General features: G+C 68.0%; 26 protein-coding genes. 7 read left to right on the top strand and 19 right to left on the bottom strand.

From position 1 onward, the window contains the following. Genes rnc through sepIVA form a run of 3 tightly spaced genes read right to left on the bottom strand, consistent with a single transcriptional unit; the run spans position 1 to position 2,096 of the window. A complete protein-coding gene (gene rnc / locus EJK91_RS06090; RefSeq protein ID WP_024443252.1) occupies positions 1–714 on the bottom strand; it encodes a ribonuclease III in 714 nt (237 codons plus the stop codon). Beyond that, entirely contained in the window at positions 711–1,319 is a 609-nt protein-coding gene (locus EJK91_RS06085; protein ID WP_024443253.1) for a YceD family protein, read from the bottom strand. The genes rnc and EJK91_RS06085 overlap by 4 nt, the downstream gene beginning before the upstream one ends. Positions 1,320–1,358: 39 nt before the next feature. Then, entirely contained in the window at positions 1,359–2,096 is a 738-nt protein-coding gene (gene sepIVA / locus EJK91_RS06080; RefSeq protein WP_024443254.1) for a cell division protein SepIVA, read from the bottom strand. Positions 2,097–2,239: 143 nt separating this feature from the next. Between sepIVA and purU the strand changes: the two genes are divergently transcribed. Together purU and EJK91_RS06070 are read left to right on the top strand one after the other, a co-directional pair. Further along, positions 2,240–3,181 carry a formyltetrahydrofolate deformylase gene (gene purU, locus EJK91_RS06075; RefSeq protein ID WP_024443255.1) on the top strand — a complete coding sequence of 314 codons (942 nt, stop codon included), beginning with the start codon at positions 2,240–2,242 and terminating at the stop codon, positions 3,179–3,181. A gap of 38 nt (positions 3,182–3,219) precedes the next feature. Beyond that, positions 3,220–3,774 (top strand): DUF4334 domain-containing protein, encoded by a 555-nt coding sequence (locus EJK91_RS06070; protein WP_024443256.1) that lies wholly within the window; start codon positions 3,220–3,222, stop codon positions 3,772–3,774. Here the strand turns inward: EJK91_RS06070 and EJK91_RS06065 are convergent. From EJK91_RS06065 to EJK91_RS06055, 3 genes are read right to left on the bottom strand one after another with little or no spacing between them, the layout of a single operon-like run. Next, entirely contained in the window at positions 3,771–5,756 is a 1,986-nt protein-coding gene (locus EJK91_RS06065; RefSeq protein WP_125078494.1) for a 5-oxoprolinase/urea amidolyase family protein, read from the bottom strand. The two genes, EJK91_RS06070 and EJK91_RS06065, sit on opposite strands and share 4 nt — an antisense overlap. Further along, positions 5,753–6,370, bottom strand: a complete 618-nt coding sequence (locus tag EJK91_RS06060) for an urea amidolyase associated protein UAAP2 (RefSeq protein WP_024443258.1) — start codon at positions 6,368–6,370, stop codon at positions 5,753–5,755. Before EJK91_RS06060 ends, EJK91_RS06065 begins: the two co-directional genes overlap by 4 nt. Continuing rightward, positions 6,367–7,125, bottom strand: coding sequence for a DUF1989 domain-containing protein (locus EJK91_RS06055; RefSeq protein ID WP_024443259.1), 759 nt, complete (start codon positions 7,123–7,125; stop codon positions 6,367–6,369). Before EJK91_RS06055 ends, EJK91_RS06060 begins: the two co-directional genes overlap by 4 nt. Positions 7,126–7,237: 112 nt before the next feature. Between EJK91_RS06055 and EJK91_RS06050 the strand changes: the two genes are divergently transcribed. After that, positions 7,238–7,864 carry a TetR/AcrR family transcriptional regulator gene (locus EJK91_RS06050; RefSeq protein WP_275451596.1) on the top strand — a complete coding sequence of 209 codons (627 nt, stop codon included), beginning with the start codon at positions 7,238–7,240 and terminating at the stop codon, positions 7,862–7,864. Between the two features lie 12 nt (positions 7,865–7,876). On the opposite strand, the gene coaD is transcribed toward EJK91_RS06050, so the two are convergent. The 6 genes from coaD to EJK91_RS06020 form a co-directional block, all read right to left on the bottom strand. Next, positions 7,877–8,356 carry a pantetheine-phosphate adenylyltransferase gene (gene coaD, locus EJK91_RS06045; protein WP_024443261.1) on the bottom strand — a complete coding sequence of 160 codons (480 nt, stop codon included), beginning with the start codon at positions 8,354–8,356 and terminating at the stop codon, positions 7,877–7,879. A gap of 62 nt (positions 8,357–8,418) precedes the next feature. Continuing rightward, positions 8,419–8,973: a 16S rRNA (guanine(966)-N(2))-methyltransferase RsmD gene (rsmD, locus tag EJK91_RS06040; RefSeq protein ID WP_046301096.1), complete on the bottom strand. Its 555-nt coding sequence runs from the start codon at positions 8,971–8,973 to the stop codon at positions 8,419–8,421. Next, the gene (locus tag EJK91_RS06035; RefSeq protein WP_125078483.1) at positions 8,970–12,353 is read right to left on the bottom strand and encodes a pyruvate carboxylase; all 3,384 of its coding nucleotides are present in this window, start codon (positions 12,351–12,353) and stop codon (positions 8,970–8,972) included. The genes rsmD and EJK91_RS06035 overlap by 4 nt, the downstream gene beginning before the upstream one ends. Before the next feature lie 8 nt (positions 12,354–12,361). Continuing rightward, a complete protein-coding gene (locus EJK91_RS06030; RefSeq protein ID WP_046301095.1) occupies positions 12,362–12,973 on the bottom strand; it encodes a vitamin K epoxide reductase family protein in 612 nt (203 codons plus the stop codon). Further along, positions 12,970–13,725 carry a DsbA family protein gene (locus EJK91_RS06025; RefSeq protein WP_046301094.1) on the bottom strand — a complete coding sequence of 252 codons (756 nt, stop codon included), beginning with the start codon at positions 13,723–13,725 and terminating at the stop codon, positions 12,970–12,972. The genes EJK91_RS06030 and EJK91_RS06025 overlap by 4 nt, the downstream gene beginning before the upstream one ends. A 65-nt stretch (positions 13,726–13,790) precedes the next feature. After that, positions 13,791–14,894 (bottom strand): alpha/beta hydrolase, encoded by a 1,104-nt coding sequence (locus EJK91_RS06020; RefSeq protein WP_046301093.1) that lies wholly within the window; start codon positions 14,892–14,894, stop codon positions 13,791–13,793. On the opposite strand from EJK91_RS06020, the gene EJK91_RS06015 reads away from it, so the two are divergent. Further along, positions 14,893–15,738 carry an aldo/keto reductase gene (locus EJK91_RS06015; protein ID WP_164517892.1) on the top strand — a complete coding sequence of 282 codons (846 nt, stop codon included), beginning with the start codon at positions 14,893–14,895 and terminating at the stop codon, positions 15,736–15,738. The two genes, EJK91_RS06020 and EJK91_RS06015, sit on opposite strands and share 2 nt — an antisense overlap. 1 nt (position 15,739) lies before the next feature. Next, positions 15,740–16,579, top strand: coding sequence for an aldo/keto reductase (locus tag EJK91_RS06010; RefSeq protein WP_046301092.1), 840 nt, complete (start codon positions 15,740–15,742; stop codon positions 16,577–16,579). A gap of 86 nt (positions 16,580–16,665) precedes the next feature. Here the strand turns inward: EJK91_RS06010 and EJK91_RS06005 are convergent, their stop codons facing one another. The 3 genes from EJK91_RS06005 to EJK91_RS05995 are packed head-to-tail and all read right to left on the bottom strand — an operon-like array spanning position 16,666 to position 21,256. Further along, a complete protein-coding gene (locus tag EJK91_RS06005; RefSeq protein WP_024443269.1) occupies positions 16,666–17,379 on the bottom strand; it encodes an HNH endonuclease family protein in 714 nt (237 codons plus the stop codon). Continuing rightward, positions 17,376–19,604 (bottom strand): ATP-dependent DNA helicase RecG, encoded by a 2,229-nt coding sequence (gene recG, locus EJK91_RS06000; protein ID WP_125078482.1) that lies wholly within the window; start codon positions 19,602–19,604, stop codon positions 17,376–17,378. The genes EJK91_RS06005 and recG overlap by 4 nt, the downstream gene beginning before the upstream one ends. Positions 19,605–19,606: 2 nt before the next feature. Beyond that, entirely contained in the window at positions 19,607–21,256 is a 1,650-nt protein-coding gene (locus tag EJK91_RS05995; protein WP_125078481.1) for a DAK2 domain-containing protein, read from the bottom strand. 193 nt (positions 21,257–21,449) lie between these two features. Between EJK91_RS05995 and rpmB the strand changes: the two genes are divergently transcribed. Beyond that, positions 21,450–21,641: a 50S ribosomal protein L28 gene (gene rpmB, locus EJK91_RS05990; RefSeq protein ID WP_024443272.1), complete on the top strand. Its 192-nt coding sequence runs from the start codon at positions 21,450–21,452 to the stop codon at positions 21,639–21,641. Positions 21,642–21,709: 68 nt separating this feature from the next. On the opposite strand, the gene EJK91_RS05985 is transcribed toward rpmB, so the two are convergent. After that, positions 21,710–22,390 (bottom strand): uracil-DNA glycosylase, encoded by a 681-nt coding sequence (locus EJK91_RS05985; protein WP_125078480.1) that lies wholly within the window; start codon positions 22,388–22,390, stop codon positions 21,710–21,712. Positions 22,391–22,396: 6 nt separating this feature from the next. Further along, a complete protein-coding gene (locus tag EJK91_RS05980; protein ID WP_024443274.1) occupies positions 22,397–23,374 on the bottom strand; it encodes a thiamine-phosphate kinase in 978 nt (325 codons plus the stop codon). 39 nt (positions 23,375–23,413) lie between these two features. Between EJK91_RS05980 and EJK91_RS05975 the strand changes: the two genes are divergently transcribed. Further along, positions 23,414–23,956, top strand: a complete 543-nt coding sequence (locus EJK91_RS05975) for a DUF3515 domain-containing protein (protein ID WP_046301088.1) — start codon at positions 23,414–23,416, stop codon at positions 23,954–23,956. Between the two features lie 13 nt (positions 23,957–23,969). On the opposite strand, the gene EJK91_RS05970 is transcribed toward EJK91_RS05975, so the two are convergent. Next, positions 23,970–25,082 carry a D-alanine--D-alanine ligase family protein gene (locus tag EJK91_RS05970; RefSeq protein ID WP_125078479.1) on the bottom strand — a complete coding sequence of 371 codons (1,113 nt, stop codon included), beginning with the start codon at positions 25,080–25,082 and terminating at the stop codon, positions 23,970–23,972. Positions 25,083–25,329: 247 nt separating this feature from the next. Further along, complete coding sequence (locus EJK91_RS05965) at positions 25,330–26,358, bottom strand: NAD(P)H-dependent glycerol-3-phosphate dehydrogenase (RefSeq protein WP_024443277.1); 1,029 nt, start codon at positions 26,356–26,358, stop codon at positions 25,330–25,332. Between the last annotated feature and the right edge of the window lie 183 nt (positions 26,359–26,541).

Genomic DNA, 26,541 nt, shown 5'->3' with positions numbered 1-26,541 from the left:
TCAGGCCTGCTGTGGGTCGTTGACCGCACCATCCAAGGCCTGCCAGGCCGCGGCCGCGGCCTTCTGCTCGGCTTCCTTCTTGGTGCGCCCGACGCCGGTGCCGTACGCGGTGTCCGATATGACAGCGGCCGCGGTGAACTCGCGGTCGTGATCGGGTCCGGTGGAGGTGACCTGATAGGACGGTACGCCCAGGCCGCGCGCGGCGGTCAGTTCCTGCAGGCTGGTCTTCCAATCCAGACCGGCACCCAGGGTGGCCGCGGTATCGAGCAGCGGACCGAACAGGCGCAGGATCACCTCGCGGGCGGTGTCGATTCCGTGCTGGAGGTACACCGCCCCCAGCAAAGACTCCATGCCGTCGGCCAGGATGCTGGATTTGTCGGCGCCGCCTGTGTTCTCCTCGCCCCGGCCGAGCAGCAGATGAGCCCCTAGCCCGTCCTCGGTCAGGCGGCGCGCCACATCGGCCAGAGCAGAGGTGTTGACCACGCTGGAGCGCAGCTTGGCCAGATCTCCTTCGGGCCGGTCGGGATGGCGGTGGAACAGCTCGTCGGTGATGATCAGTCCGAGCACCGCATCGCCCAGGAACTCCAAGCGCTCATTGGTGGGCAGGCCACCGTGCTCGTAGGCGTAACTGCGGTGCGTGACGGCCAGCGTGAGCAGGTCGTCGGCGAGGTCGACGCCGAGTGCATCCAGCACCGCTTGCCGGGGACGGCTCACCGCTCACCGTCATCGCTCGGCCCGCCGCCGTCCTGCGGTTCCAGCATTCCGGCCAGTTTCGCCCAGCGCGGATCGATCTTGTCGTGGTGATGGCCGGGCTCGGCGCTGGACAGCACCACCCCGCAGTCGGGGCACAGTCCCGGACAGTCCGGGACGCAGAGCGGGGACAGCGGCAGAGCCAGGCCGACCGCGTCGACGATGGCCTGTTCGAGGTCCACCGCGTCATCGACGACCCGGCCCATTTCGTCGTCGTCGGTGGTGGCGTCGGTGGTGCTGTCGGGGTAGGCGTACAACTCAGTCAACTCGACCTCGACATCGCCGGTCAGCGGCTGCAGGCACCGCGCGCACTCGCCCGTGGTGCGCGCTGAGACCACGCCACTGACCAGAACCCCCTCCGAGACCGACTCCACCCGCAGATCCAGATCGACTGCGCCATCCGCAGGAATCGCCACCAGATCCAGCCCGATGCGGGTGGGGCTGATCCGCTGCTCCTGCAGCGGCATCAATGCACCGGGGCGCCGTCCCAACCGGGAGACATCGACCACGAACGGCGCAGGCAGCTGCCGCCGTGCTGCCTTCATACCTGCGCCAGGGTGCCTCGCCATGCCGCGATTCTACGCAGCGCGTTACTTGGCGTTCTCGGGTCAGCGAGTCGCGTAGTCGTGAGTGCCCGCGGCGGTACGCAGTTGGTGACGACCACGGTTGATCGAACGCAGCGTGCCGTTGAGGAAGTCCTCGAATTCGGCCAGCTTGGCGTCGACGTAGATGTCGCATTCGCCGCGCATCCGGTCGGCCTCGGCGTGCGCCGAATCGATCAGCCGGGTGGATTCGGCACGGGCCGAGGTCACCACCTCGTTCTGCGAAACCAGCCGCTGCTGTTCCTTGATGCCTTCCTGCACGGCCTTCTCGTAGGCGGCGTTGCCGTTCTCGACCAGCCGATCGCATTCCGCCTGGGCGCGGCTGGTGGCGGTCTCGAACTCGCGCTTGGCGGTTGCGCTGAGCCGGGCCGCTTCCTCGCGGGCTTCGCCGAGCATCCGCTCGCTGTGTCCGCGGGCCTCGGCCACCATCCGGTCAGCCTGCCCCTTGGCGTCGGCCAGCAACCGGTCGGCTTCCGCGCGCGCATGGCTGACCAGCGAGTCGGCTTCGGCCGTAGCCGAGCTGACCATCGATTCCGCGTGCTCCTTGGCCTCGTTGAGGACCGAGTCGCGGGCGTCAAGGACGTCTTGAGCGTCGTCCAGTTCTCCGGGGATGGCGTCGCGGATGTCGTCGATCAGTTCCAGGACGTCACCGCGGGGTACCACGCAGCCTGCCGTCATCGGCACGCCACGGGCCTCTTCGACGATGGAGCCCAGTTCATCAAGGGCTTCGAACACTCGGTACACGGCAGCACCCTCCAGGCATAGTTGTTGTTACTAGTGTGCCCTGTGTTACGCGTGTGACTGTGTTAGTCGCCCGGTGTGTCGGATTCTCGTCCACTCCCCCGGTAGCCTGACCCGTTGAAGTCGGAGATCGACGAAGGGCGGCCATGACGAACGGTTCTGGGGGCCACGGGGGCACCGCGACGCCAGGGCAGGCTCAGCAGCGCTATCCGCAACAGTCCGGCGCCCAGGCGACCACCGATATCGGCCGACTGCTGCTGAACTGCCGAGACAGCCACGGGATCATCGCCGCGGTCAGCGCCTTCCTGGCCGACGCCGGCGCGAACATCATCTCGCTCGATCAGCACTCGACCGCTCCCGAAGACGGGACCTTTGTGCAGCGGGCGATCTTTCACCTGCCCGGCCTGCCGGCGGCCCTGGACGGGCTCCAGGAGCGGTTCGGCGCCACGGTGGCCCAACGGTTCTCGATGGACTACCGGTTCACCGAGGCCGCCAAGCCCAAGCGGGTGGCGATCATGGCATCCAAAACCGACCATTGCCTGCTGGATCTGTTGTGGCGCAACCGCCGCGGCGAGCTGGAGATGAACGTGGCGATGGTGATCTCCAACCACCCGGAGCTCGCAGAGCAGGTACGCCCGTTCGGGGTGCCGTTCTTCCATGTCCCCGCGACCCGCGACATCCGTGCCGAGGCCGAACAGCGTCAGCTGCAGTTGCTCTGCGGCAACGTGGACCTGGTGGTGCTGGCCCGCTACATGCAGATCATCACCGGCGACTTCATTGAGGCGGTGGGCTGTCCGCTGATCAACATCCACCATTCGTTCCTGCCGGCGTTCATCGGCGCTGCGCCCTATCAGCGAGCTCGGGAGCGCGGCGTGAAACTGATCGGCGCCACCGCGCACTACGTCACCGAGGTGCTCGACGAGGGTCCGATCATCGAACAGGACGTCGTGCGGGTGGACCACACCCACAGCGTCACCGATCTGGTGCGGTTGGGTGCCGACGTGGAGCGGGCGGTGTTGTCGCGTGCGGTGCAATGGCACTGCCAGGACCGGGTGATCCGGGTGGGCAACGAGACGGTGGTGCTCTGAGATTTCGCAGTTGACATCTGTCAAGTACGGTGTTGGGCATGGCTGTCCAGGACTTGTTTTCGCACGTACCGACGTCCACTGCCGAGGCCTGCGAGATCTTCGACGCCGCCGAGGCCGTCGACCCCGATTTCATGGTCGGCACCTGGCATGGGTCCGAGCTGACGACCGGCCACCCGCTGGATGGGCTGCTGGCGGCCACCGGTTGGTGGGGCAAGCAGTTCATCGATGCCGAGACGGTCCATCCGCTGTTGTTCCCCACCCGCGACGGGGCCGCACTGTGGGCGTTCAACCCGGTGCTGGCGTTCAGCGTTCTGGGACTCGCCACGAAGCTGCCGGCCCTGAAGAACCGCTCATTCCTCGGTCAGATCAACGCGTTGCAGCCGCTGCTGCGGACCCGTTCGCCCCGGGCTCGGCTCCGCACCACCCGGTTCCGCGGAGTCGACAGCGCCACGATGCTCTACGACCAAGCACCGGTCAACGATGTATTCCGCCGGCTCTCTGATGACGCGGTGATCGGCGCGATGGACCTGCGGGGCTCGCCGCGGCCCTACTTCTTCGTGTTGCGCCGCGACGACTCGCTCAAATTGGTCTAAGCACGGGCGATTTCGCCGGCGTCGTGCCACGCATTGCGCTCCGCGTTGAACGCGGCGACCTGTTGGTCGCGGAATCCGGCGATGCTCTCGGTGTTGTCGGCCAGAAATCGGCGGTAGTCCGCCAGTGCGAACTCACCGTCGGCGATCTCTACCCGGCCACGCCCGGCCGCCATGTCGGCGCGCAACTCCAGCAGCTCCTCGGCCCGCACCGGGTAGAAGCTGATGCGGTCGAAGTAGCGCAGCAGCCAAGGGGTTTCGGGATCGAACAGCCCTGCCGTGGCGTGCCGGTGGTTCCACACCTGGGTGGTGCGTCCGACGAACTGGTAACCGCCGGGCCCCTCGATACCGTAGATACACAGGTAGGCGCCGCCGATCCCGACGGCGTTCTCCGGGGTCCAGGTGCGGGCGGGGTTGTACTTGGTGGTCACCAGCCGGTGTCTGGGATCCAGCGGGGTAGCCACCGGCGCTCCGAGGTAGATGTCGCCCAGACCCAGCACCAGATACTGCGCGTCGAACACGATGTCGTGCACCTGCGCGAGGTCATCGAGACCGTTGATACGCCGGATGAACTCGATGTTGGACGGGCGCCACGGCGCGTCGGGCCGAACGCCGTACATGTAGCGGCGAATGGCCTCGTGGGTCGCGGGGTCGTCCCAACTGAGCGGCAGTCGCACCGAGCGGCTCGGCACCACCAGTTCCTCGCAGGGCGGCAGCGCATCGTCGATGGCGGCGACCTCGTCGATCACCTCGGCGCACGAGAACCGCTCTAGGTCGAATTGGATCTGCAGTGATCGCACCCCGGGCGTCAGTTCGGCCAGCCCTGGCAGCCCCCGTTGGCGGAGCTGCTCGTAGAGCACCTGTACCCGCGCCCGCAACGCCAAATCCAGGGTCATCGGCCCGTATTCCAGCAGAACTCCACTGTCGCCGGCGCGGCGTAACGTAACCGCCGTGCCGTCGCGCCCGGTGTAGCGCTGCAGCACTCCGTCGTCGCCGTCGCCGGAGCGGGAGACCACGACCGGCAGTGCCGCACGCCGCTGCACACCCAGCGCTGCAGTCGGTGGGGCATGGTCGGCACGGATCGGCACCAGTCGCACGGTATCGCCGGGCGAGAGCTGGCCGAGTTTCCATCGGTCGCCGCCTACCACCGTCACCGGACAGACGAACCCGCCCAGGCTGGGCCCGTCGGGGCCGAGCAGGATCGGGGTGTCACCGGTGAAGTCCAATGCCCCGATGCTGTAGGCGGTGTCATGAATGTTGGACGGGTGCAGTCCGGCGTCCCCGCCGTCGGTACGGGCCCACCGTGGCTTCGGCCCGACAAGCCGCACGCCGGTGCGGTCGGAGTTGAAGTGCACGGTGTAGTCGGTGGTGGTCAGAGTGGCCATGTCGGCGCGGGTCATGAACTCCGGCGCGGCGTGCGGTCCTTCGGTCACCGCGAGTTGCCAGTGCCGCCCGATGCTGGGCTGCATCTGACTGGGCGCACGGGTGAGTTTCGGTGGGGCACCGCCTCGGCCGACGGCGCTGAGGCGATCCGATTCACGCAGCGCCCGGCCGTGGTGGCCGCCGAACACACCTTGGGTGAAGGTCGCTGCGCTGCCGAGGAATTCCGGCGCGGTGATGCCGCCCTCGACCAAGACGTAGCAGCGCATCCCAGGCCCGGGAATAACCCCGATCTCAAGCAGGCCACCAGCGGGTATCCGAAGTGACTGCCAAGGCGGAACCAGGACACCGTCCAGCCTGACCGGCACCGCGGCACCGGTGACGCACACCCAGGCCGGGTTCGAAAAACGCAGCGCAGGGCCGGCTTTGGTGCATTCCAAACCGGGCGCACCTTCGGGGTTGCCCAAAACCTGGTTGCCGATCCGAAACGACAGGTCGTCCATCGGACCGGACGGCGGCACCCCGACATGCCAGTAGCCGACGCGACCGGGCCAGTCCTGCACCGTGGTGAACATGCCCGGGGAGATCACCTCGATGCCGATCATGGTCGGCTGATCACCATCCGCACCGGCGTTGGGTCGAAGCCGTTGCACGGGTTGTTGATCTGCGGGCAGTTCGACACCAGGACCAGAGTGTCGGTCTCCGCGCGCAGAGTCAGACTCTTGCCCGGGGCCGAGAGGCCGTCGACGATACCCAGCGTGCCGTCGGCTTCCACGGGCACGTTCATGAACCAGTTGATGTTGGAGACGATGTCGCGTTTGTCCAGACCCCACCGGGCCCCCTCGGCGAGGAAGTTCTCCACGCAGGCGTGCTGGTGGGCCGTGTGGTGCCCGTAGCGCAGCGTGTTGGATTCCTGCGAGCAGGCCCCGGCAATGGTGTCGTGGTTGCCGACGTCGTCGGCGATGACGGTCATCAGGGCGGCGCCATCGGCGCTGCGCAGCACCGAGCCGGTGCTCAAGAAGATGTTGCGCTGGGCGAGCACCGTGGCCTGGGCGCTGTATCGGCGAGCGTGATCGGCGGCGTCGTAGAGCAGGCAGTCCACCGCCTGGTTGCCGTGCAGATCGATGATCTGCAGCAGATCGCCGGCACGCACCACCGCCGACCAAGGCGACCGTGCCGCCACCACCGCGTCGGAGATGACGTGCGATGGATTCGTCATGAGCACTCCCCCGATGCGGCGACCCAGGCCGCCTCCGTGTTCTGCACCGCGCGAAGGTATTCCGGATCCCGATTGGTCAGTTCGGCCAGCTGTTCGCCGGCCCGCCAGCCAAGGACGTCCAATGCCGTTGCAGGCGGGTCGGGGTCCAGCGGGTGCGCGGCATTGGCGACCACCAGCACCACCGGAAGGTGGATCAGCAGGTCGACCGCCGCGCCGGGTCCCGCGGATCCGGTGAATTCCAGTGCCCCGCTGACGGGGTCGACACGGACTCCGCGGAACAGCGACACCGACGGTGCCACGTCGCGACTGCCCAGGCCGTGCTTGATCGCGCCCAGCAGCAGCAGTTGCCGCCCGGTGGCGTCCGGACCGCAGAGCAGGTCGTGGTGCCCCGAGGAGTCGGCGACGACGGTGGCCAGCACGCGCCCCTGATCGGACAACAGCGGATGACCGACTCCGAGGTAGGCCTGCCACGGCACCTTCATGGTGTCGGCGACATTGAGCCGTTCCCAGGGTGCCTCAGCGCGGTACAGCAGCAGATTCGCGCAGGCGCCACCCTCGACGTCGGTCATCCGAACCCGGGTGCCGCGAGCCAGCACCTTGGTGGCGTAGCCGTTGGCCGGGATGGACTCGGCCCAGATCATCGACGCCGCGTCGACGCCTTCCGGGGCCGCCGGGATGTGCATCGACGCGTGCTGCGCCTGAGCGCGCGCATGCCGGCGTGCGCCGTCGGTGGAATCGGTGCGCGGGTTGTCCATGACCAGGAAGCTAACACATTTCCTATCATTTGATAGTTTTTAGCGAGCCCAGGCCGCGGCGCGTGATAGGCAGTAAGGCGTGCAGAGCGATCGACGAGGACGTCCCCGGCTGGTGGCGTCCAGCAGGCCGGGCAGCAGCGCGCGCGATGAGATCCTCGACGCCGCGGCGGAGCTGTTCACCACCGTCGGCTACGCCGCCACCTCGACCCGGCGCATCGCCGAGAACGTCGGCATTCGGCAGGCCTCGCTGTATCACCACTTCGCCGCCAAGGACGACATCCTCGACGCCCTACTGGCCGACACCGTCGAAACCTCCGTACAGCTGGCCGCCGAGCTGCTGGCTGAGGCAGGACCGAGCGCTCCCCGGCTGCACGCGCTCGTCGTCGCCGATACCGCGCAATTGTGCGGCGGTACCTGGAATCTGGGCACGCTGTATCTGCTTCCAGAACTTCGTCTCGAGCGCTTCGCCCGCTTCCGCCGGCGCCGTGGCGAGTTACGCAGCCACTATCGAGAGCTGTCGCGCGCGGTGATCGCCGACCATGATGGTCCCGCGAGCGCCGACGATGTGCCGTTCCGGTTAGTGGAGACGGTGATCAACCGGCGCTCCGACGACGGCTCCTGCCCGCCGGATTATCCGTGGACCATAGCCGAAGCGGCGCTACGGGTATTGGGCTGCGGGAGTGGCTTCGCCCGGATGCGCAAGACGACCGATCAGCGCTTGGGTTGGCAGCCGCGGTAGACCGCAGCCTGCTCAGCGACCGGCCAGCTTGGCAGCCAGCCTGCGGTTCACCGGCTCGGGCAACAGGTCGGAGACATCGCCGCCCATCGCCGCAACTTCCTTTGCCAACGAAGACGATACGAACGAATACCGCGGTGTGGTCGCCACGAAAAACGTGTCGACACCGGCGATGTGCTTGTTCATCTGAGCCATCTGCAGCTCGTACTCGAAGTCGGTGCCGGTGCGCAGGCCCTTGATGATCGCGGTGAGCCCCCGCTCCCGGACGAAGTCGACCACCAAGCCCTGGCCCGACTCCGCGCGCACGTTGGGCAGATGCGCGGTGGCTTCGGCGATCATCTCAAGGCGCTCGTCGAGAGTGAACATGCCCTTTTTAGACGGGTTGACCAGTACGGCGGCCACCACCTCATCGAACTGAGCGGCCGCGCGCTCCAGGATGTCGACATGTCCCAGCGTCACCGGGTCGAAGGAACCGGGGCATACCGCACCACTCATAGTGCTCGACGCTAGCAGCAGGCTGAACTGATAGCGGTGACCCACTGCGCGCGGCCTCGCCGCTACTCGAGCTCGGCCAGCTCCAGGCGGGTGTCGCCGTACCGGCGCGAGGGCCAGGCTTCCCAGCCCTGCGGCCACCCCACCGCCGGACTGGAGGTGGCCCGTTCGATCACCACGACGGTGCCCGGGCCCGCCCAACCCCCGGCGGTCAACAATCCCGGCAGCGCGTCGATCGCGGCGGCATCGACCTCGTAGGGTGGATCGGCCAGCACCAGATCCACTGGAGTTTCGGTTCCCCCGGCCAGCACTGCGGCCACCGTGCCGCGGCGCAATACGGCACCGGCCAGCCCCAACGCGGCGATATTGGCGGCCAGCACCTCTGCGGCGCGACGGTCCGATTCGACGAACAGTGCCGACGCGGCGCCGCGAGACAACGCTTCCAAGCCGAGCGCCCCCGACCCCGCATACAGGTCCAACACCGACATTCCGGTCAGGTCCATTCGGGAATCGAGCACATTGAACAGCGCCTCGCGCACCCGATCTGTGGTTGGCCGGGTGCCGCGCGGCGGCACGGCGAGGCGTCGCCCCCCGGCTGCGCCCCCGACGATGCGAGTCAGCTCAGCACCACCAGCAGGTCTCCGCCTTCGACCTGTGCGGTCTCGGCAACAGCCACCCGCGCGACGGTGCCGTCGGCCGGCGCGGTGATGGCCGCCTCCATCTTCATCGCCTCGATGGTGGCCAGGGTCTGTCCGGCGGTGACCTGCTCTCCCTCGGCGACTCCGATGGTGACCACACCGGCAAACGGTGCCGCGACATGGCCCGGTTTGGTTCTGTCGGCCTTTTCGGCGACCGGTACTTCGCTGGCGATGCTGCGGTCACGCACTTCGACCGGCCGCAGCTGACCGTTGATGATGCACATCACGGTCCGCATGCCGCGTTCGTCCGGCTCGGAGATGGCCTCGAGCCCGATCAGCAGCTCCACCCCGCGCTCCAGCTTGACCCGATGCTCCTCGCCCTGACGCAGCCCGTAGAAGAACTGGTTGGCCGACAACCGCGAGATGTCGCCATAGAGTTCCCGATGCGACTCGAATTCCTTTGTGGGGCCAGGGAACAGCAGGTGGTTAAGGCGAGCCTGGCGTTGCGGTCCAGATTTTGCCAACACCGCCTCGTCATCGGCCGAGAGCTGCTGCATCTCCCGTGCCGGGCCGCGACCCTCCAGCGCCTTGGTCCGCAACGGCTCCGGCCAGCCACCCGCCGGGTCGCCCAGCTCACCGCGCAGGAAGCCGATCACCGAGTCCGGTATGTCGACTCGGGACGGGTCGGCGGCGAACTCGTCGGCGCTCACGCCGGCACCGACCAGGGCCAGCGCGAGATCGCCGACCACCTTCGAGCTCGGAGTCACCTTGATCAGCCGACCGAGTACGGCATCGGCGGCGGCATAGTTGTTCTCCACGTCCTCGAACCGGTCCGCCAACCCCAGCGCCTTGGCCTGCTGGTGCAGGTTGGACAGCTGGCCACCGGGAATCTCGTGGCGGTATACCCGCCCTGTCGGCGCTGCCAGCCCGGATTCGAACGGCGCGTACACCTTTCGCAGTGCCTCCCAGTACGGCTCCAGGTCGCCCACCGCGTCCAGCGAGATCCCGGTGTCGTAGTCGGTCTGGGCCGCCGCGGCGATGATCGAGCTGAGCGCCGGTTGACTGGTGGTGCCCGCCAGGGGCGCTGCCGCGCCGTCGACGGCGTCCGCCCCGGCCTGCCAGGCAGCGACATAGCTGGCCAGCTGACCACCCGCGGTGTCGTGCGTGTGGACATGGATGGGCAGGTCGAAGCGACTGCGCAGTGCGCTCACCAACGTCGTTGCCGCGGCAGGGCGCAGCAGCCCCGCCATGTCCTTGATCGCCAGCACATGGGCACCGGCGTTCACGACCTGCTCGGCGAGCCGCAGGTAGTAATCCAGCGTGTAGAGCGTTTCGCTCGGACTGCTCAGATCGCCGGTGTAGCACATGGCGACTTCGGCTACCGCACTGCCGGTTTCGCGCACCGCATCAATGGCCGGAAGCATCGAGTCCACGTTGTTGAGCGCATCGAAGATCCGAAAAATGTCAATACCGGTCTCGGTGGCCTCCTGGACGAACGCCGAAGTCACCAGCTCCGGATAGGGGGTATACCCGACTGTGTTGCGCCCGCGCAGCAGCATCTGCAAGCAGATATTGGGCAGCGTCTCGCGCAGCGCGGCCAGTCGTTCCCAGGGGTCTTCCTTCAGAAACCGCAGCGCTACATCGTAAGTCGCGCCGCCCCAGCATTCGACCGACAGCAGTTGCGACATGGTGTGGGCCACGTACGGGGCCACCCTGACCAACCCGCTGGTGCGCACCCGGGTGGCCAACAGCGACTGGTGGGCGTCCCGGAAGGTGGTGTCGGTGACCCCCACAGCGCGCGAGTCCCGCAGCCAGCGGGCAAACCCTTCTGGACCCAGCTCGACCAGCCGTTGCTTGGAACCCGCCGGCGGCGGCGCCGACAGGTCCAGCTCGGGCAGCTTGTCTCGCGGGTACACCGCCGACCGCCGGGTGCCGTGCGGACTGTTGACGGTGACATCCGCCAGGTAGTTCAAGATCTTGGTGCCGCGGTCGGCCGACGAACGCGCGGTCAGCAGCTGCGGGCGCTCGTCGATGAACGAGGTCGTGATGCGCCCGGCGGAGAAGTCCGGGTCATCGAGCACGGCCTGCAGGAACGGGATGTTGGTGGCGACCCCACGGATCCGGAATTCCGCGATCGCCCGGCGCGCCCGCTTCACCGCGGTGGGGAAATCCTTGCCGCGACAGGTCAGCTTGACCAGCATCGAGTCGAAGTGGGCGCTGATCTCCGCGCCCAGGTTCGTGCCGCCATCCAGCCGGATCCCCGCCCCGCCCGGGCTGCGGTAAGCGCTGATCCGTCCGGTGTCGGGCCGGAATCCGTTGGCCGGGTCCTCGGTGGTGATCCGGCATTGCAGCGCAGCGCCGCGCAGCGTGATCGAATCCTGCGAGAGGCCCAGGTCCGCCAGCGACTCACCGGCGGCGATCCGCAGCTGCGACGACACCAGGTCGACGTCGGTGATCTCCTCGGTGACGGTGTGCTCCACCTGGATGCGCGGATTCATCTCGATGAACACGTGGTGGCCGCGCTCGTCGACCAGAAACTCCACGGTGCCCGCGCAGGTGTAGCCGATATGGCTCGCGAATGCCACGGCGTCCGCACAGATCCTCTCGCGCAGAGCCGGATCGAGATTCGGTGCCGGCGCCAACTCGACGACTTTCTGATGCCGGCGCTGCACACTGCAGTCACGCTCGTAGAGGTGGATCACGTTGCCGTGGTTATCGGCCAGGATCTGCACCTCGATGTGGCGCGGGTTGAGTACCGCCTGCTCGAGGTAGACGTGTGGATCGCCGAACGCCGAATCCGCTTCCCGGCTGGCCGCTTCCACCGCGTCGGCCAGCCCGTCGATGTCGGCGACCCGGCGCATCCCGCGCCCACCGCCACCGGCGACCGCCTTGACGAACAGCGGGAACGTCATGTCCTGGGCTGCGGCGAGCAGTTCCTCGACCGAGGACGACGGGGCCGATGACGCCAGCACAGGCAGGCCCGCCTCCCGCGCGGCCGCCACCGCGCGAGACTTGTTGCCGGCCAGGGCCAGCACCGCCGCGCTGGGACCGACGAAGGTGATGCCCGCAGCCGCACAGGCCTGCGCCAGTTGAGGATTCTCCGAAAGAAAACCGTAGCCGGGGTAAACGGCGTCGGCTCCGCATCGCACTGCGGTGCCGACGATCTCGTCGACTGACAGGTACGCGCGTACCGGATGGCCCTCTTCGCCGATCTGGTAGGACTCGTCCGCCTTGAGCCGGTGCAGCGAGTTGCGATCCTCGTACGGGTAGACCGCCACTGTGCCGACCCCGAGTTCCACAGCGGCCCGGAACGCGCGGACAGCGATCTCCCCGCGGTTGGCCACCAGCACTTTGGAGATCACATCCACCCCTACAGCAGCGTTATCCAGTAATCCTGAAACCGAATAAATATCAGCAGAAATAACGCGATAAACCATAACGCAGCGATGGTCCAACGCCATCGGTGCAAATGCTGCAAAGTTTTGCGTATACCGCCCTGCTCAGATGCTAGGGCTGCGAATATCACCAGCAGGCACAGCGTGACCGCCCACACCACCATGCAATACGGGCACAGCGCCCCGATCCGGTACAGGCTCTGGAAGATCAGCCAGTGCACGAAGCCGGCGCCGGCCAGCGTCCCGAGCGTCAACCCGGTCCAATACCACTGCGGCAATGGCACTTTCGCGACAGCCAGGACGCCGGTGACAATCACCACGGTGAAGGCGACGATCCCCATCAGGGGGTTGGGGAACCCCAGCACCGACGCCTGCGGGGTGACCATCACCGATCCGCAGGACAGCACCGGGTTGAGGTTGCACGACGGCACGTAGCCGGAGTCCGTGAGCAGCTTGATCTTCTCGACGGTCAGGGTGACCGAGGCGAGCAGTCCGATGACCCCGCCGATCAGCACCGCCCAGGCCCGGGATGCCGCGACGGGCACCGCCTGGGCGGGCGATTCGACCGCCGGAGCCGTGATGGTCACGACTCCTGAGCCGGTACGGCCATACCGGGCACGTCACCGACGATCTCGCGGATCTTGGAGACCAGGGCTTCCGGAGTGGAGGGGCGGTAGTCCTCGCCGTTGATGCGCAACGTGGGAGTGGCGTGAATGCCCCCAGCGGCGGCCATACCGCCGACCATCTTGAGGTACTTGCCGCTGTTGATGCACGCCGGAACACTGCCGGCAGCGCCGGCTTGGCGGGCCAGCTCGATCAGGCGCTTGTCGTCGGGGAACTCCGTGCCGATCTCCGACGGCTGCAGCTGCTCGGTGTAGAGCGCGGTGTGGAATCGGCGGAAGGCATCGTTGTTCTCGTCAGCGACGCAGTAGGCGGCGGCTCCGGCGCGCGAGGAGTAGTTGTCGTTCTGCGGCCGATCCAGGATCGCGACCATGTGGTAGTCGGCGGCGATCGCCCCGCTGTCGATCAGCCGGGACACCGTCGGGCCGAAGGCTCGCTCGAGGTTGCCGCAGGCCGGGCAGAGGAAGTCCTCGTAGAACGTCAGCACAGCCTTGGGCTCGTCGGTCCCGTCCTTGGTGATCAGCTTGCTCGAGGTGACCCGGATCGCCTCACCGGCGCCGGCGCCCTTTTTGTGCCCGTTGGACATCACGATGTAGCCGATCAGTCCCACCGCGAAGACCACCACGATGGCGACGAGCCCGATCTGCATTGCGAGGTTGCGCTTCTGGTCGCCGGCCCTCAAGCCGGAGGCGGCGGGGCGTTTGGGTTTGCTGGCCACAGTCGGTCGGTCCTCGTGTTCGGTGGTCGGTTTGCGGTTCAGCGTACCGGCGTGAGCCCCGGACCTCAGCCGCGGCTGAGGTGCGCGCGCAGCGCCGAGATCAACTCACTGGTCGCGGTGGCGCTGCCGCCCCCCAGCGGAAACAGGTTGATGAAGGCATGCGTCAACGACGGCATCTGCCGCAGGTCCACCACAACGCCGGCCTCGCGCAGTGCCGCCGCGAAGGCTTCGCCTTCGTCGTGCAGCGGGTCGAATCCGGCGACGGCCACCAGCGCCGGAGGTAATCCGGACAGGTCGCCGGCCAGCAGCGGCGATACCAGCGGGTCGGTCGGAGCCAGCTGTGAGCGGCCCACGTATTGGTCGGTGAACCAGTCGATGTCGTGTTTGGTCAGCAGAAAGCCGTCGCCGTAGAGGGTGCGCGAACGGGTCTGGGCGGTGCAGTCGGTGACCGGATAGATCAGCCACTGCAGAACGGGTGCCGGTCCCCCTTCATCGCGTGCCCGCAGCGCGACCGCGGCGGCCAGGTTGCCACCGGCGCTGTCACCACCGACTGCGACCCGCCCGGCGATCCCACCCAGCTCCGCGGCGTGGTCATGAGCCCAGCGGAACGCCGCGAGGGCATCGTCGAGTGCGGCCGGTGCGGGGTGCTCAGGCGCCAGCCGGTAGTCGACCGACAGCACCGCGATGTCACCGTCTCGGCAGGTCAGGCGGCAGATCGCGTCGTGGCTGTCCAGGTCGCCGATCACGAATCCGCCGCCGTGGTAGAAGACCAGCAGCGGCTTGTCGCCCCCACCGACGGGGCGGTAGTGCCGAGCGGCGATGTCGCCGGCCGGGCCGGGCAGCACGATGTCGCGAACGTCGACGTGGATATCACCGCCGCCCAGTCCGGTGGCCGTTTCGCGCAGCTGGGCGCGGGAGGCGACCGCGTCGTCGCCGACGACTAACCCGTTGATGCCCATCGCGCGCTGTGCGGCCAGGGTCAGCCGCAGGGTGGGGTCCAAGGTCTTACCGTCGATGGTGACCGCGCGCCCGCCGGTCATGATCCGCTGGAGGCCGATCGGCAACATCGGCATCAGCTTCATGCCGGCCGTCATCAGCGTGCTCTGCAGCTGATCGGTCCATCGCACGCCGCGGCTGGAACCGGAGTCGCCTGGCAGACTTCGTGTCATGGCTGCTGAAGATAACTTGCGTTCAGTCACGCTCAACGACGGTAACTCCATCCCCAGCGTCGGTTTCGGGGTTTACAAGATTTCGCCCGCCGAAACCGAGCAGGCGGTACGCACCGCACTTGCAGCCGGATACCGCCATATCGACACCGCAGCCCTGTACGGCAACGAGCGGGAGGTCGGCCGCGCCGTCGCGGCATCCGGCCTCCCGCGCGACGAGGTGTTTGTGGTGACCAAGGTCTGGAACTCCGACCAGGGCTATGACTCCACGCTGGCGGCATTCGACACGAGCATGGAGCGCCTCGGCCTGGATTTTCTGGACCTGTACCTGATCCACTGGCCGCTGCCGTCCGCCGGCAAATTCGTCGAGACCTTCCGGGCGCTGGCCCACCTGCGCGACCAGGGCCGGATCCGCTCGATCGGGGTGAGCAACTTCGCGCCCGAGCACCTCAAGATGCTCATCGACGGAACCGGGATCGTGCCCGTCGTCAACCAGGTCGAGCTGCATCCGCGCTTCAGCCAGCCCGAACTGCGGGCGACGCATGCCCGCCTCGGGATCGCCACCGAAGCCTGGGCACCCCTGGGGCGGGGTTCCCTGCTGGCTCATCCGGTGGTGACCGAGGTGGCGCGGCGTTGCGGAAAGACACCGGCGCAGGTGCTGATCCGCTGGCATATCCAACTGGGTAATATTGTGATTCCGAAATCGGTGCACCCAGAGCGCATCGTCGGCAACTTCGACGTCTTCGACTTCGGACTCGGCACGGCGGAGATGGCCGAGATATCCTCGCTCGACGACGGCGCCCGCTTGGGACCCGATCCGCGAACATTCGATTACACAGGTAGGTGAAATGACGTCGGGCACTGCGATCCCCTCGGTCACCCTCAACGACGACCGCACGATGCCGACTCTGGGCATCGGAGTGGCTGAGTTGTCCGAAGCCGAAACCGAGCGCGCGGTCTCGACGGCGCTCGAGCTGGGCTGTCGGTTGATCGACACCGCCAAGGTGTACGGCAACGAGGCCGCGGTGGGCCGGGCTATCGCCGCGTCGGGAATCCCGCGCGAGGAGGTGTTCGTCACCACCAAGCTGGCCAACGCCGACCAGGGACTGACCGCCGCCATCGAAGCCTGCAAGGCCAGCCTGGAACGGCTCGGAATGGACTACGTGGACCTGTACCTGGTCCACTGGCCGGCGCCGTCGCTGGGCATGTACGTCGACAGCTTCGGTGGACTCATCCAAACCCGGGAGCTGGGACTGACCCGGTCCATCGGGGTGTGCAACTTCACCGCGAATCACCTCGACGACGTGATCGACCTGGCGTTCGAGACGCCGTCGGTCAATCAGATCGAGCTGCACCCGCTGCTCAACCAGGCTGAGCTGCGTGCCGCCAACGCCGAGCGCGGCATCATCACGCAGGCCTACAGCCCGCTGGCGGTGGGCCGGTTGCTCGAGCACCCGACCGTGACGGCCATCGCCGGCGAGTACGGCAAGACCCCGGCACAGGTGCTGATCCGGTGGAGCCTGCAACTGGGCAATGTGGTGATCCCCCGGTCGGCTCAGCCCGAGCGCATCGCGGCCAACCTGGACGTGTTCGGCTTTGAGCTCGCCGACGAGCACATGGCGAGCCTGGGCGGTCTCAACGACGGCACCCGGGTGCGGGAAGACCCGCTCACCTATACCGGTCTCTGATCCCCAGCCGAGTGTGACTCCCACGACGACGCCGCGGCGTGTCGCCGCGTCCTGAGATGCGCAGTCGGCGCCGACAGAACCTTCGCCTACCCGGTCGGGCAGGTGGCCGCTGACTCACGCAGCACGTCGGCTGACGGCTGGTCGAGGCGCAGCGCATAGCCCCGCAGGACCGCGATGTAGGCGATGGCGTACTGGCACGCGAACGCCGTGTTCGGCGGCATCCACTGCCCGGGACCCGCATCGCCTTTGTCCTGGTTGCCCTGCCCGGCGACCGCAAGAAGGTTGGCCGGGTCGTTGGCGAAGCGCAACCGCTGCCGGTACGGCCAGGCCGACGCTCCCATGTCCCAGGCGTAGGCCAGCGGCACAATGTGGTCGACCTGCACCGATTCGCCGGTCTTCGCGCCGCGGGTGAAGGCCACGACGGCGTTGGTGTAGGGGTCGTGCAGGGTTCCAGTGGCCACCGCGTTGGCGCAACGCTTGGTCGACACGTGCGTGATGTCCACCAGGTCCCGGTTGAGGATGTCGTTGCGGGTGTCGCAGCCGTTGTGACCGCCCGGCGCGTCGTTGTCGTCATCCCAGGCGTCGCCGAACAGCGGACGGCGGTAGTCGTAGCGGTGGGTGCGGGCCGGAACGACCGTGATGCCGGCCAGGACATCGGTGCCGGCCGCCACCGTGGGCATACCGGCCTGCGCCGCCAGTGCACGACTGCGATGGCCCACGGCCGACACCGTCTGGTAGGCCACCAGCACGGCCAGCGCGGCCGCCACGGCCAGCCACAGCAGGGTTTTTCGACTGGTCATGATTTGTCCAGGTAGGCGATGTCGGTGAAAGGCGCGGCGAGGGTGGCCAACCCGGGATCATTCGGGTTGTCTTCCCAGGCCTGCAGGCAGTACGTGCGGGCCGCCTCGATCACTTCGCCGTGGTCGGCCAGCGACAGCAGCTTGAGGCCACCTCGCCAGCCGGACTGGTTGCGGCCCAATACATCTCCCTCACCACGTTCGGCCAGATCCAGATCGGCCAAGACGAATCCGTCCAAGGTGCCTGCGACGGCTTTCAGGCGCTGTCCCGCCTTGGATCCAGGACCGCTGGAGGTCACCAGCAGGCAGAGGCTGGCATGCTCGCCGCGGCCGATCCGGCCGCGAAGCTGGTGCAATTGGCTGATGCCGAACCAGTCCGCGTCGGCGATCAGCATGACGGTGGCATTGGGTACGTCGACACCGACCTCGATGACCGTGGTGCAGACCAGCACATCGACGCCGCCGGTGCGGAACGCCGTCATCACCGCGTCCTTCTCGTCCCCGGTCAGCCGCCCGTGCATCAAGCCCAGTCGCAACCCCGATAGCGGCCCGGCTCGCAACTGATCGAACAGCCCGACCGCGGTGGCCGAGGTTCTGCCGCCCGCATCGTCCGAGCCGGTCTTGCTTGGCTCGTCGGTCTCGTCGATGCGGGGTGCCACCACGTAGGCCTGTCGTCCGGCCGCCACCTCCTCGCGGATCCGCTCCCAGGCCCGATCCAGCCAGGTCGGCTTCTCCTTGACGAAGATCACCGAACTCGTGATCGGCTGGCGACCACGGGGCAGCTCGCGCAACGTGGAGGTCTCCAGATCGCCGTATACGGTGAGCGCCACTGTGCGCGGAATCGGAGTGGCGGTCATCACCAGCAGGTGCGGCGTGATGCCGTCGGGAGCTTTGGCGCGCAACCGATCTCGCTGCTCGACGCCGAATCGATGTTGTTCGTCGACGACCACCATGCCCAGGTTGTCGAATTCGACCGCGTCGACCAGCAGGGCGTGAGTGCCCACAACGATGCCGGCCCGGCCACTGGAGATCTCGGCGCGCGCCTGCTTCTTGGCGGCCGCGGACATCGAGCCGGTGAGCAGCGCCACCGCGGTGGCATTGTCGGCCCCGCCCAGCTGACCGCCGAGTGCCAGCGGCCCCAGCATGTCCCGTATCGATCGGGCGTGTTGGGCGGCAAGGACTTCGGTGGGCGCCAACAGGGCGCACTGATAGCCGGCATCAACGAGCTGCAGCATCGCCAGCAGGGCGACGATCGTCTTGCCCGAGCCGACCTCGCCCTGTAGCAGCCGATTCATCGGACGGCTGGTGGCCAGTTCGCCTTCGAGCACGCCGAGCACCTCGCGTTGTCCGGTGGTCAGCTCGAACGGCAACCGCCGCAACAGTTCTGCGATCATCCCGTTATCACGGCGCGGTGCCGGTAAACCGGATTCGGACAATTCACCGTTCCGACGCATCGCCAACGCCCACTGCAAGCCGAACGCCTCATCGACGGCCAGCCGGGCACGGGCGCGGTCCCGCTCGGCGGCATTCTCCGACAGGTGAATCGCGCGCAGCGCTTCGTCTTCGCCGAGCAGACCCCGTTCGGTGCGCACCGCGGCCGGCAGCGGGTCCGGAACCGGATCGAGGACGTCGAGCACCTGCCGCACACAGTTGAAGATGTCCCAGCTCTGCAGTTTCGCGGTCGCCGGGTAGATCGGGTAGCAGCTGCGCTCGAAGTCCGCCTGGTTGACCTGCCCGCTGACCTTCTGCGATGCGTCGGCGATGTTGCGCAGCGAACTGCTGCCGAAGTTGCGCTCGTTGGCCGCACCGTCGGCTTCCTTGAGTACCAGGAAGTCCGGATGGGTCAGTTGGATCGCACCCCGAAACAGCTTGACCTCACCGGACAGCATCACCCGGGTGCCGGGGGTCAACCGCCAACGCAGGCCCTTGGGGTTGAAGAACGTCGCACTGACCTTGTTGCGACCGCTACCGACGGTGACGGCGAGATACTTTCCGTTGCGCCGCTGCATGTCTTTGAGCGACGCCGAACTGATGGTGTCGACGATGGTGATGTGGTCGCCTTCGGCGGGGCGGCTATCGGCAGCGCTGCGCACCCCGGAGCCTTCGACGTAGCTGCGCGGATAGTGCCGCAGCAGGTCCCCGACAGTGCGGATGCCGAAGCTTTCGTCGAGTTTGCCGGCAGCGCCAGAGCCGACGATGAAATCCAGCCGGTCGGCCAAGATCGCCATCGCTACTCGACCCCGATCAGCAACGCGTCCCCCCGATGCCCGGTGAAGTAGGTCGCCAGTTCGGTTCCCGGGTGCTGGTCATGCACGTGCCGGGCCAAGACGTCCATGACATCTTCTTCCAACCCTTCGATGCCCGCCCCGAGCAGCACCGTCACCAGCTCACCGCCGGCCGCCAGCAGCAGGTCGATCAGGCCGATCGCGGCGGCCCCGACATTGCGCGCCACGATCAGCACCTCGTCGCCGGCGATGCCCAGGCCGTCGCCGGGGCGGCAGGAACCGGCCCAGGTCAGCGCTTGTTCGGTCGCGATCCGCACCGATCCCAGCCGGGTGCTGCCGGCAGCCCGGGCCATGGTGTAGCCGTCATCGACGACCGGCCGGCCAGGATCGTGGACCGCCAACGCTGACAACCCCTGCACCATCGAGCCGGTCGGCACCGGCACCACGTCGACACCCCAGCCGATGGCAGCGGTACAGCCCGCCACCAGCTCCTCGGCGGCGACGAAGCCGTTGGGCAGCAGCATCACCTGCGCTGCACCGGTGTCCACCACCGCCCGCAACAGCTGCTGGGCGGTGACCATCATCACCGGTTCGGCCCTGTGCGGGTCGGGCCGCAGCACGCAGGCGCCTTCGGAGTCGAACAGTGCCTCGGCGCCGTCGCCATCGACCACAGCCAGCACCGCACGCTCCCGGGCCCAGCTGCCCGGGGAGGGCCCGGCCGCCCCGGCCAGGGCCGAGATCTGAATACGCCGCGGCCGTCCGAAGGCCAGGCCCGCCTCGACGGCGGCACCGGCGTCATCGGTGTGCACGTGCACCGAATATCCGCCGACCACCCCCGCGGTGGCGATGGCCACCGATTCTCCGAGCTGGTTCAGCCGCTCCCGCAGGGCTTCGGTGTCTTCGGGGCTGCACTCGCCCAGCAGGTACATGACCTCGAAATGCGGCGCGGGGGCCTCGGTCCCGGCCTCCGGAGGCCGCGGGGACGGCGCAGGCTGGTATGCCGACCGCACGGGAGCCTGCCCGGTGATCGTCGATCGCAGCGCGTCGAGCAGCACCAGCAGGCCGCGGCCGCCCGCGTCGACCACCCCGGCCTCGGCAAGCACGTCGAGCTGCGCGGTGGTCGCCTCCAGCGCCTGAGCAGCCGCGTCGGAGCCGGCCACCAGTGCCGGACCCAACTCGGCTCCGCTGGCCGCACACCGTTCGACGGCGCCCGCGGCAGCCTGCAACACCGACACGATGGTGCCTGGGACTTCGCGTCCGCCCATCGAGCTCACCACCAGCTCGACCCCGTGTCGCAGACCGGCGCCGAGCAGGGCGGAGTCGATGACGCTGACGCCGGTGTCGGCTGCGGTCACATCGGCCAGGCCGCGCAGGATCTGCGACAAAATCACCCCGGAGTTGCCGCGCGCCCCGTGCAGCGCCCCCGATGACAGGGCAGCCGCGACCCGTCCCACCTCGCCGGAGGCGGCCTCGGTGTTGGCCTCGGCCAAGGCCGAACGCATGGTGAACAGCATGTTTGTTCCGGTGTCGGAATCGGCGACCGGGAAGACATTGAGCTGATTGATCTCGTCGGTGTGGGTGATCAGGTCACCGACGGCGGTGTGTGCCCAGTCCCGCAAGGTCGCCGCATCCAGCCGACGATCGGGGTTGCCCACCTGCGCCCACCTTCCTGCCACCACCTCCGGTGGCCGCAAGCCTAATCACTCCGGACGACAGCACAGGTCACGTCCGTCCGGCGGGGATGGGGCGTTTTGGTGGTTGCCCCGCCGGGCGGGTATCCTGATCAGGTTGTCGGGCCACCCGCTGAGGTTGTTGGCCCTCAAGCAGACGTTTTGAGGAGTGTCACATATGGCTGCCGTGTGCGATATCTGCGGAAAGGGCCCCGGCTTCGGTAAGTCGGTATCCCACTCGCACCGTCGGACCAGCCGTCGGTGGGACCCGAACATTCAGGTCGTGCACGCCGCGCGTCCCGGCGGTAACAAGCAGCGCCTGAACGCCTGCACCTCGTGCATCAAGGCCGGCAAGGTCGTCCGCGGCTAAGTTCGCTCTTTTTTGTCGAGCGCGGGGACACCGGTCCCTCTTCGGCATGCGCGACCACTCGAGCCGCGCTACTCCAGTCGCCAGTCGATCGGCTCGGCCCCCATCTGCGCCAGCAGGTCATTGGCGCGGCTGAACGGACGCGATCCGAAGAACCCGCGCGACGCCGACAGGGGCGACGGATGCGGTGATTCGATCGCGACGCAGCGGTCGGACAACATCGGCTTGAGCGTCCCCGCGTCGCGTCCCCACAGGATCGCCACCATCGGCTGATTGCGGGCCACCAACGCGCGGATCGCACATTCGGTGACGGCTTCCCAGCCCTTGCCGCGATGTGACGCCGGAGTGCCCGGTCGCACGGTGAGCACCCTGTTGAGCAGCAACACACCCCGCTGCGCCCACGCGGACAGATCGCCGTTGGACGGCTTGGGATAGCCCAGATCCGCGGTGTACTCGGTGAAGATGTTCTCCAGGCTGCGTGGCAGGGGCCGAACGTCCGGTGCGACCGAGAAGCTCAGACCTACCGCGTGGCCGGGTGTCGGATACGGGTCCTGCCCGACGATCAACACCCTGACGTTGTCGAACGGAAACGTGAAGGCACGCAAGATGTTCTGCCCGTCGGGCAGATAGCCGTGTCCGGACGTCGTCTCCTCGCGCAGAAACTGCCCCAGTGCGGCGACGTGATCGGTCACCGGCGCCAGTGCGGTGGCCCAACCGCTTTCGACAAGTTCAGGAAGTGGACGAGCAGTCATGGTGTCTCAACGTAATGGGGCGCTGGAATCAAACGATTGCCAGCCCGCCTCTCCGTCCCACACCGCTCCGTCGACCAGCACACGCGCCGGTCCGGGTAGCACCTGGCCGATGGCCCGCCAACCGGGCGGCACCTGTCCGGGAAACGCGGCGACCAGGGCGTGGTCCTCTCCCCCGCCCAGAACCCATGCCCACGCGTCCGCACCGACCGCAGCGGCCGCGGGCGCCAAGGCTCGATAATCGGCCGCCAGCGCCACTGTGGACACATCCAGCGTCACCTGCGACGCGGCGGCCAGGTGCCCCAGATCGGCGATCAGGCCGTCGGAGACATCGGTCATGGCCTGCGCCCCCGCCTCGGCGGCCGCCGCGCCCTGCCCGTACGGCGGCTCCGGGACCAGGTGGCGACGCCGGAACTCCGTGAATTCTGCTGAGTCCACGCCGTCATCCCACAGCCTCAGCCCGGCTGCCGAGCGTCCCAGCTCCCCGGCCACCGCCAGGGTCGCGCCGGGCCGCGCCCCCGACCGCAGCACCGCGGCTCTGCCGGCCAGATCGCCCAGCACCGTCACCGACACCACCCAGCAGTCGGCCTGGACCAGATCACCTCCGACCACGCCAGCGCCGAGGCGCTCCGCCTCGGCCCACATCCCGTCGGCCAGGGCGATGGCATCGGCGGCAGAAGTGTGCGCCGGGGCTGCGAAGCCGACGACGAACGCGGTGGGCTGGGCACCCATCGCCTCGATGTCGGCGGCGTTCTGCGCGATCGCCTTGCGCCCGACCTGTTGCGGGGTTGACCAATCCAGCCGGAAATGGCGGCCTTCTACCAGCATGTCGGTGGACACCGCAGCTCGGCCGTCGGCACAGCGCACCACCGCCGCATCGTCTCCGGGACCCAACTGAGTGGTGTCGGGCTGATGTCGCCCGGCCACCAGCCGGTCGATCATGGGAAACTCTCCAAGCTGACCCAGCGTGGGCTCGTTACCGCGCACAGCCTGGAGTGTAGGTGTGATCAGAACGGTAGGCGGGGCTTGACCACGGACAACGACGCGGACGGACCACCGCGACTGGCGCTGCTCATCGCGCTGGTGGTCGCCGTCGCCGCGGTAGGGGCGGCACTGACGGTGGCTGCGCTACACCACCCGGGCAAGCGGCCGGCTGGACCGGTCCCGGTCGCGACCGTGCCTGCTCCGCAGGCCGACAGCGAAGACTGCCGCGCCCTCCTCGAGGCGTTACCGGCTCAGCTGGGCGACTATCAGCGCGCCGAACTCGCCGCACCCGCACCGCAGGGAGCGGCCGCCTGGACCGCCGACGACGGCGAAGCCGTGGTGTTGCGCTGTGGGCTGGACCGGCCGGCCGACTTCGTGGTGGGCTCCCCCATCCAGGTGGTCGATCACGTGCAGTGGTTCGAAGTCCGCGAAGGCGACCGCGCCACCTGGTATGTGGTGGACCGGAAGGTCTATCTGGCGCTGACATTGCCGCCGGGTTCCGGTCCCACGCCGATTCAGGAGGTGTCGGATCTGATCGCCGACACCGTCGCCGCGGTCCCGATCCGCCCGGGTCCGCCGCGCTAGGAGCACGCTGGCGTCAGCGCAAGCCCACACCGCGAGCCAGGGCGGTGTCGACCATCGTCGCCAGCAGCGTCGGGTAGTCCACGCCGCTGGCCGACCACATCCGCGGGTACATCGAGATCGTGGTGAACCCGGGCATGGTGTTGATCTCGTTGATCACCGGGCCGCTGTCGGTCAAGAAGAAGTCCACCCGGGCCAGCCCCTGGCAGTCCAGGGCGGCGAACGCCCGAATCGCCAACTGCTGCACGGCTTCGGCGATATCGTCGTCGATCTTGGCGGGCACATCGAGTTCGGCCGCGTCGTCGAGGTACTTGGTGGCGAAGTCGTAGAACGAGTCGTCACCGTCGGCCACGCCGGCTACCCGGATCTCCCCCACCGTGCTGGCTCCCAGGGAGCCGTCGGGGAATTCGAGTACCCCGCATTCGATTTCACGGCCGACGATCGCGGCCTCGACAATGACCTTCGGGTCGTGCCGGCGCGCCTCGGCGATCGCCGCGGGCAGTTCGTCGTACGACGTGACCCGGCTGACCCCGATCGAGGACCCGCCGCGCGCCGGTTTGACGAACAGCGGCAGCCCGAGACGTTCCTGATCGTCGATCGACAGTGTCTCCTGGGCGGGCCGCAGCACCGCGTACGGACCGATCGGCAAGCCATCGGCAGCCAGCAGCTTCTTGGTGAACTCCTTGTCCATGCCCGCCGCGCTGGCCAGCACCCCGGCGCCGACGTAGGGCACGCCGGCCAACTCCAGCAGTCCCTGCACGGTGCCGTCTTCGCCGTACGGGCCGTGCAACACCGGAAACACCACGTCAACCGACTCCAGCACCTCCGCCGGCCCGGCGGCGGAGAACGCGACAAGCTGACCGGCGCGCTGCGGGTCGGCCGCCAGCGCCAGTTCGGCGCCGGAGTCCGTGCTGACCGCGGGCAGCTTGCGGTCGGTGATGGTCAGCGTCTCGGGGTTGCCGTCGGTGAGCACCCACGCCCCTTCCGGGGTGATACCTACTGCGACGACCTCGAAGCGTTGCGGATCCAGGTTGCGCAGGATGCTGCCCGCCGAGACGCAGGAGATGGCGTGCTCGCTGCTGCGGCCGCCGAAGACGACGGCCACGCGGGTGCGTTCGTGGGAATTCACACGCCAGAGGCTACCGGGCGGTTAGCGAGCCTCGACGGAGGAGAGGCGAAGCTGGACCGCCCCATCAAGTCCAGCGGTTAGCGAGCCTCGACGGAGGAGAGGCGAAGCTGGACCGCCCCATCAAGTCCAGCGGTTAGCGAGCCTCGACGGAGGAGAGGCGAAGCTGGACCGCCCCATCAAGTCCAGCGGTTAGCGAGCCTCGACGGAGGAGAGGCGAAGCTGGACCGCCCCATAAACCGGAGGCCGGTTACTCCGGTTTGGTGCGACGTCCCAGCAGCAGCGCCACCGCCTCGTTGACTGACGACCCTTTGTGGCAAACCCGGTGCACGGCATCGGTCAGCGGCATCTCCACGTCGTAGCTCATCGCCAGGGCCAGCACCGACTGGCACGATGTCACGCCTTCGACGACATGGCCGTCGGAGGTGCTCTGCAATCCGGCCGACCCGGGCACCGGTGGCATCTCCTCGCCGCGGCCCAGCCGTTCGCCGAACGAGCGGTTGCGTGAGTGCGGGGATGTGCAGGTGGCCACCAAATCGCCCACTCCCGCCAAGCCGGCCAGGGTGGAGCCCTTAGCCCCCAGCGCGACTCCCAGACGAATGATCTCCGCCAGGCCCCGGGTGATGATGGCGGCCGCCGTGTTCTCACCCAGCCCCACTCCGGCCGCCATCCCGCAGGCCAAGGCGATGACGTTCTTACAGGCCCCGCCGATCTCGGTGCCGACGATGTCGGAGTTGGTGTAGGGCCGGAAGTATCCCGTGTTGAGCATCCGCTGAAGTGCCACCGCACGACCGGAGTCCGTGCAGGCCACCACGGTCGCAGCGGGCTGTCCGGCGGCGATCTCCGCCGCCAGGTTGGGACCGGACACCACCGCGACCTGACCGGGATCGAATCCCGTCACCGCCGTGATCACCTGGCTCATCCGCATCAGCGTGCCCAGCTCAATGCCCTTGGCGACGCTGACCAGCGTGGCGCTGTCGGTCAGGTGCGGCGTCCATGCTTGGAGATTGGCCCGCATCGTCTGCGCCGGCACGGCCAGCACCACGGTGGTCAAGCCGTCCAGCGCCTCGGCCGGGTCACTGGTGGCACGCACCGCCTCGGGAACCTCAAAACCCGGCAGATAGTCGGGGTTGCGCCGGGTCTCGTTGATCTGCGCGGCGATGTCGGGCCGGCGTGCCCAGAGTCTGACGTCGCTGCCGGCGTCGGCGAGCACCTTGGCCAGAGCCGTCCCCCACGCGCCCGCGCCCATCACTGCGACCGTGCCCTCGGAGCCGCCCATCGCACACCACCTCCCTATAGGCGCATCACCTTAGCGGTGATCGCAAGCGCGGCGGAGCCGGGCGAAGCGGGTCACCGCCAACGACCCAGCGGTGATCGCAAGCGCGGCGGAGCCGGGCGAAGCGGGTCACCGCCAACGACCCAGCGCGCGGAACTCCTAGCCCGACGCTGGCAGGATGTGATG

This window comes from Mycobacterium sp. P7213 (assembly GCF_900604305.1).
Classification (GTDB): domain Bacteria; phylum Actinomycetota; class Actinomycetes; order Mycobacteriales; family Mycobacteriaceae; genus Mycobacterium.
Note: the sequence above shows the minus strand (reverse complement) of the source record. Positions and strands in the feature narration are given on the sequence as shown.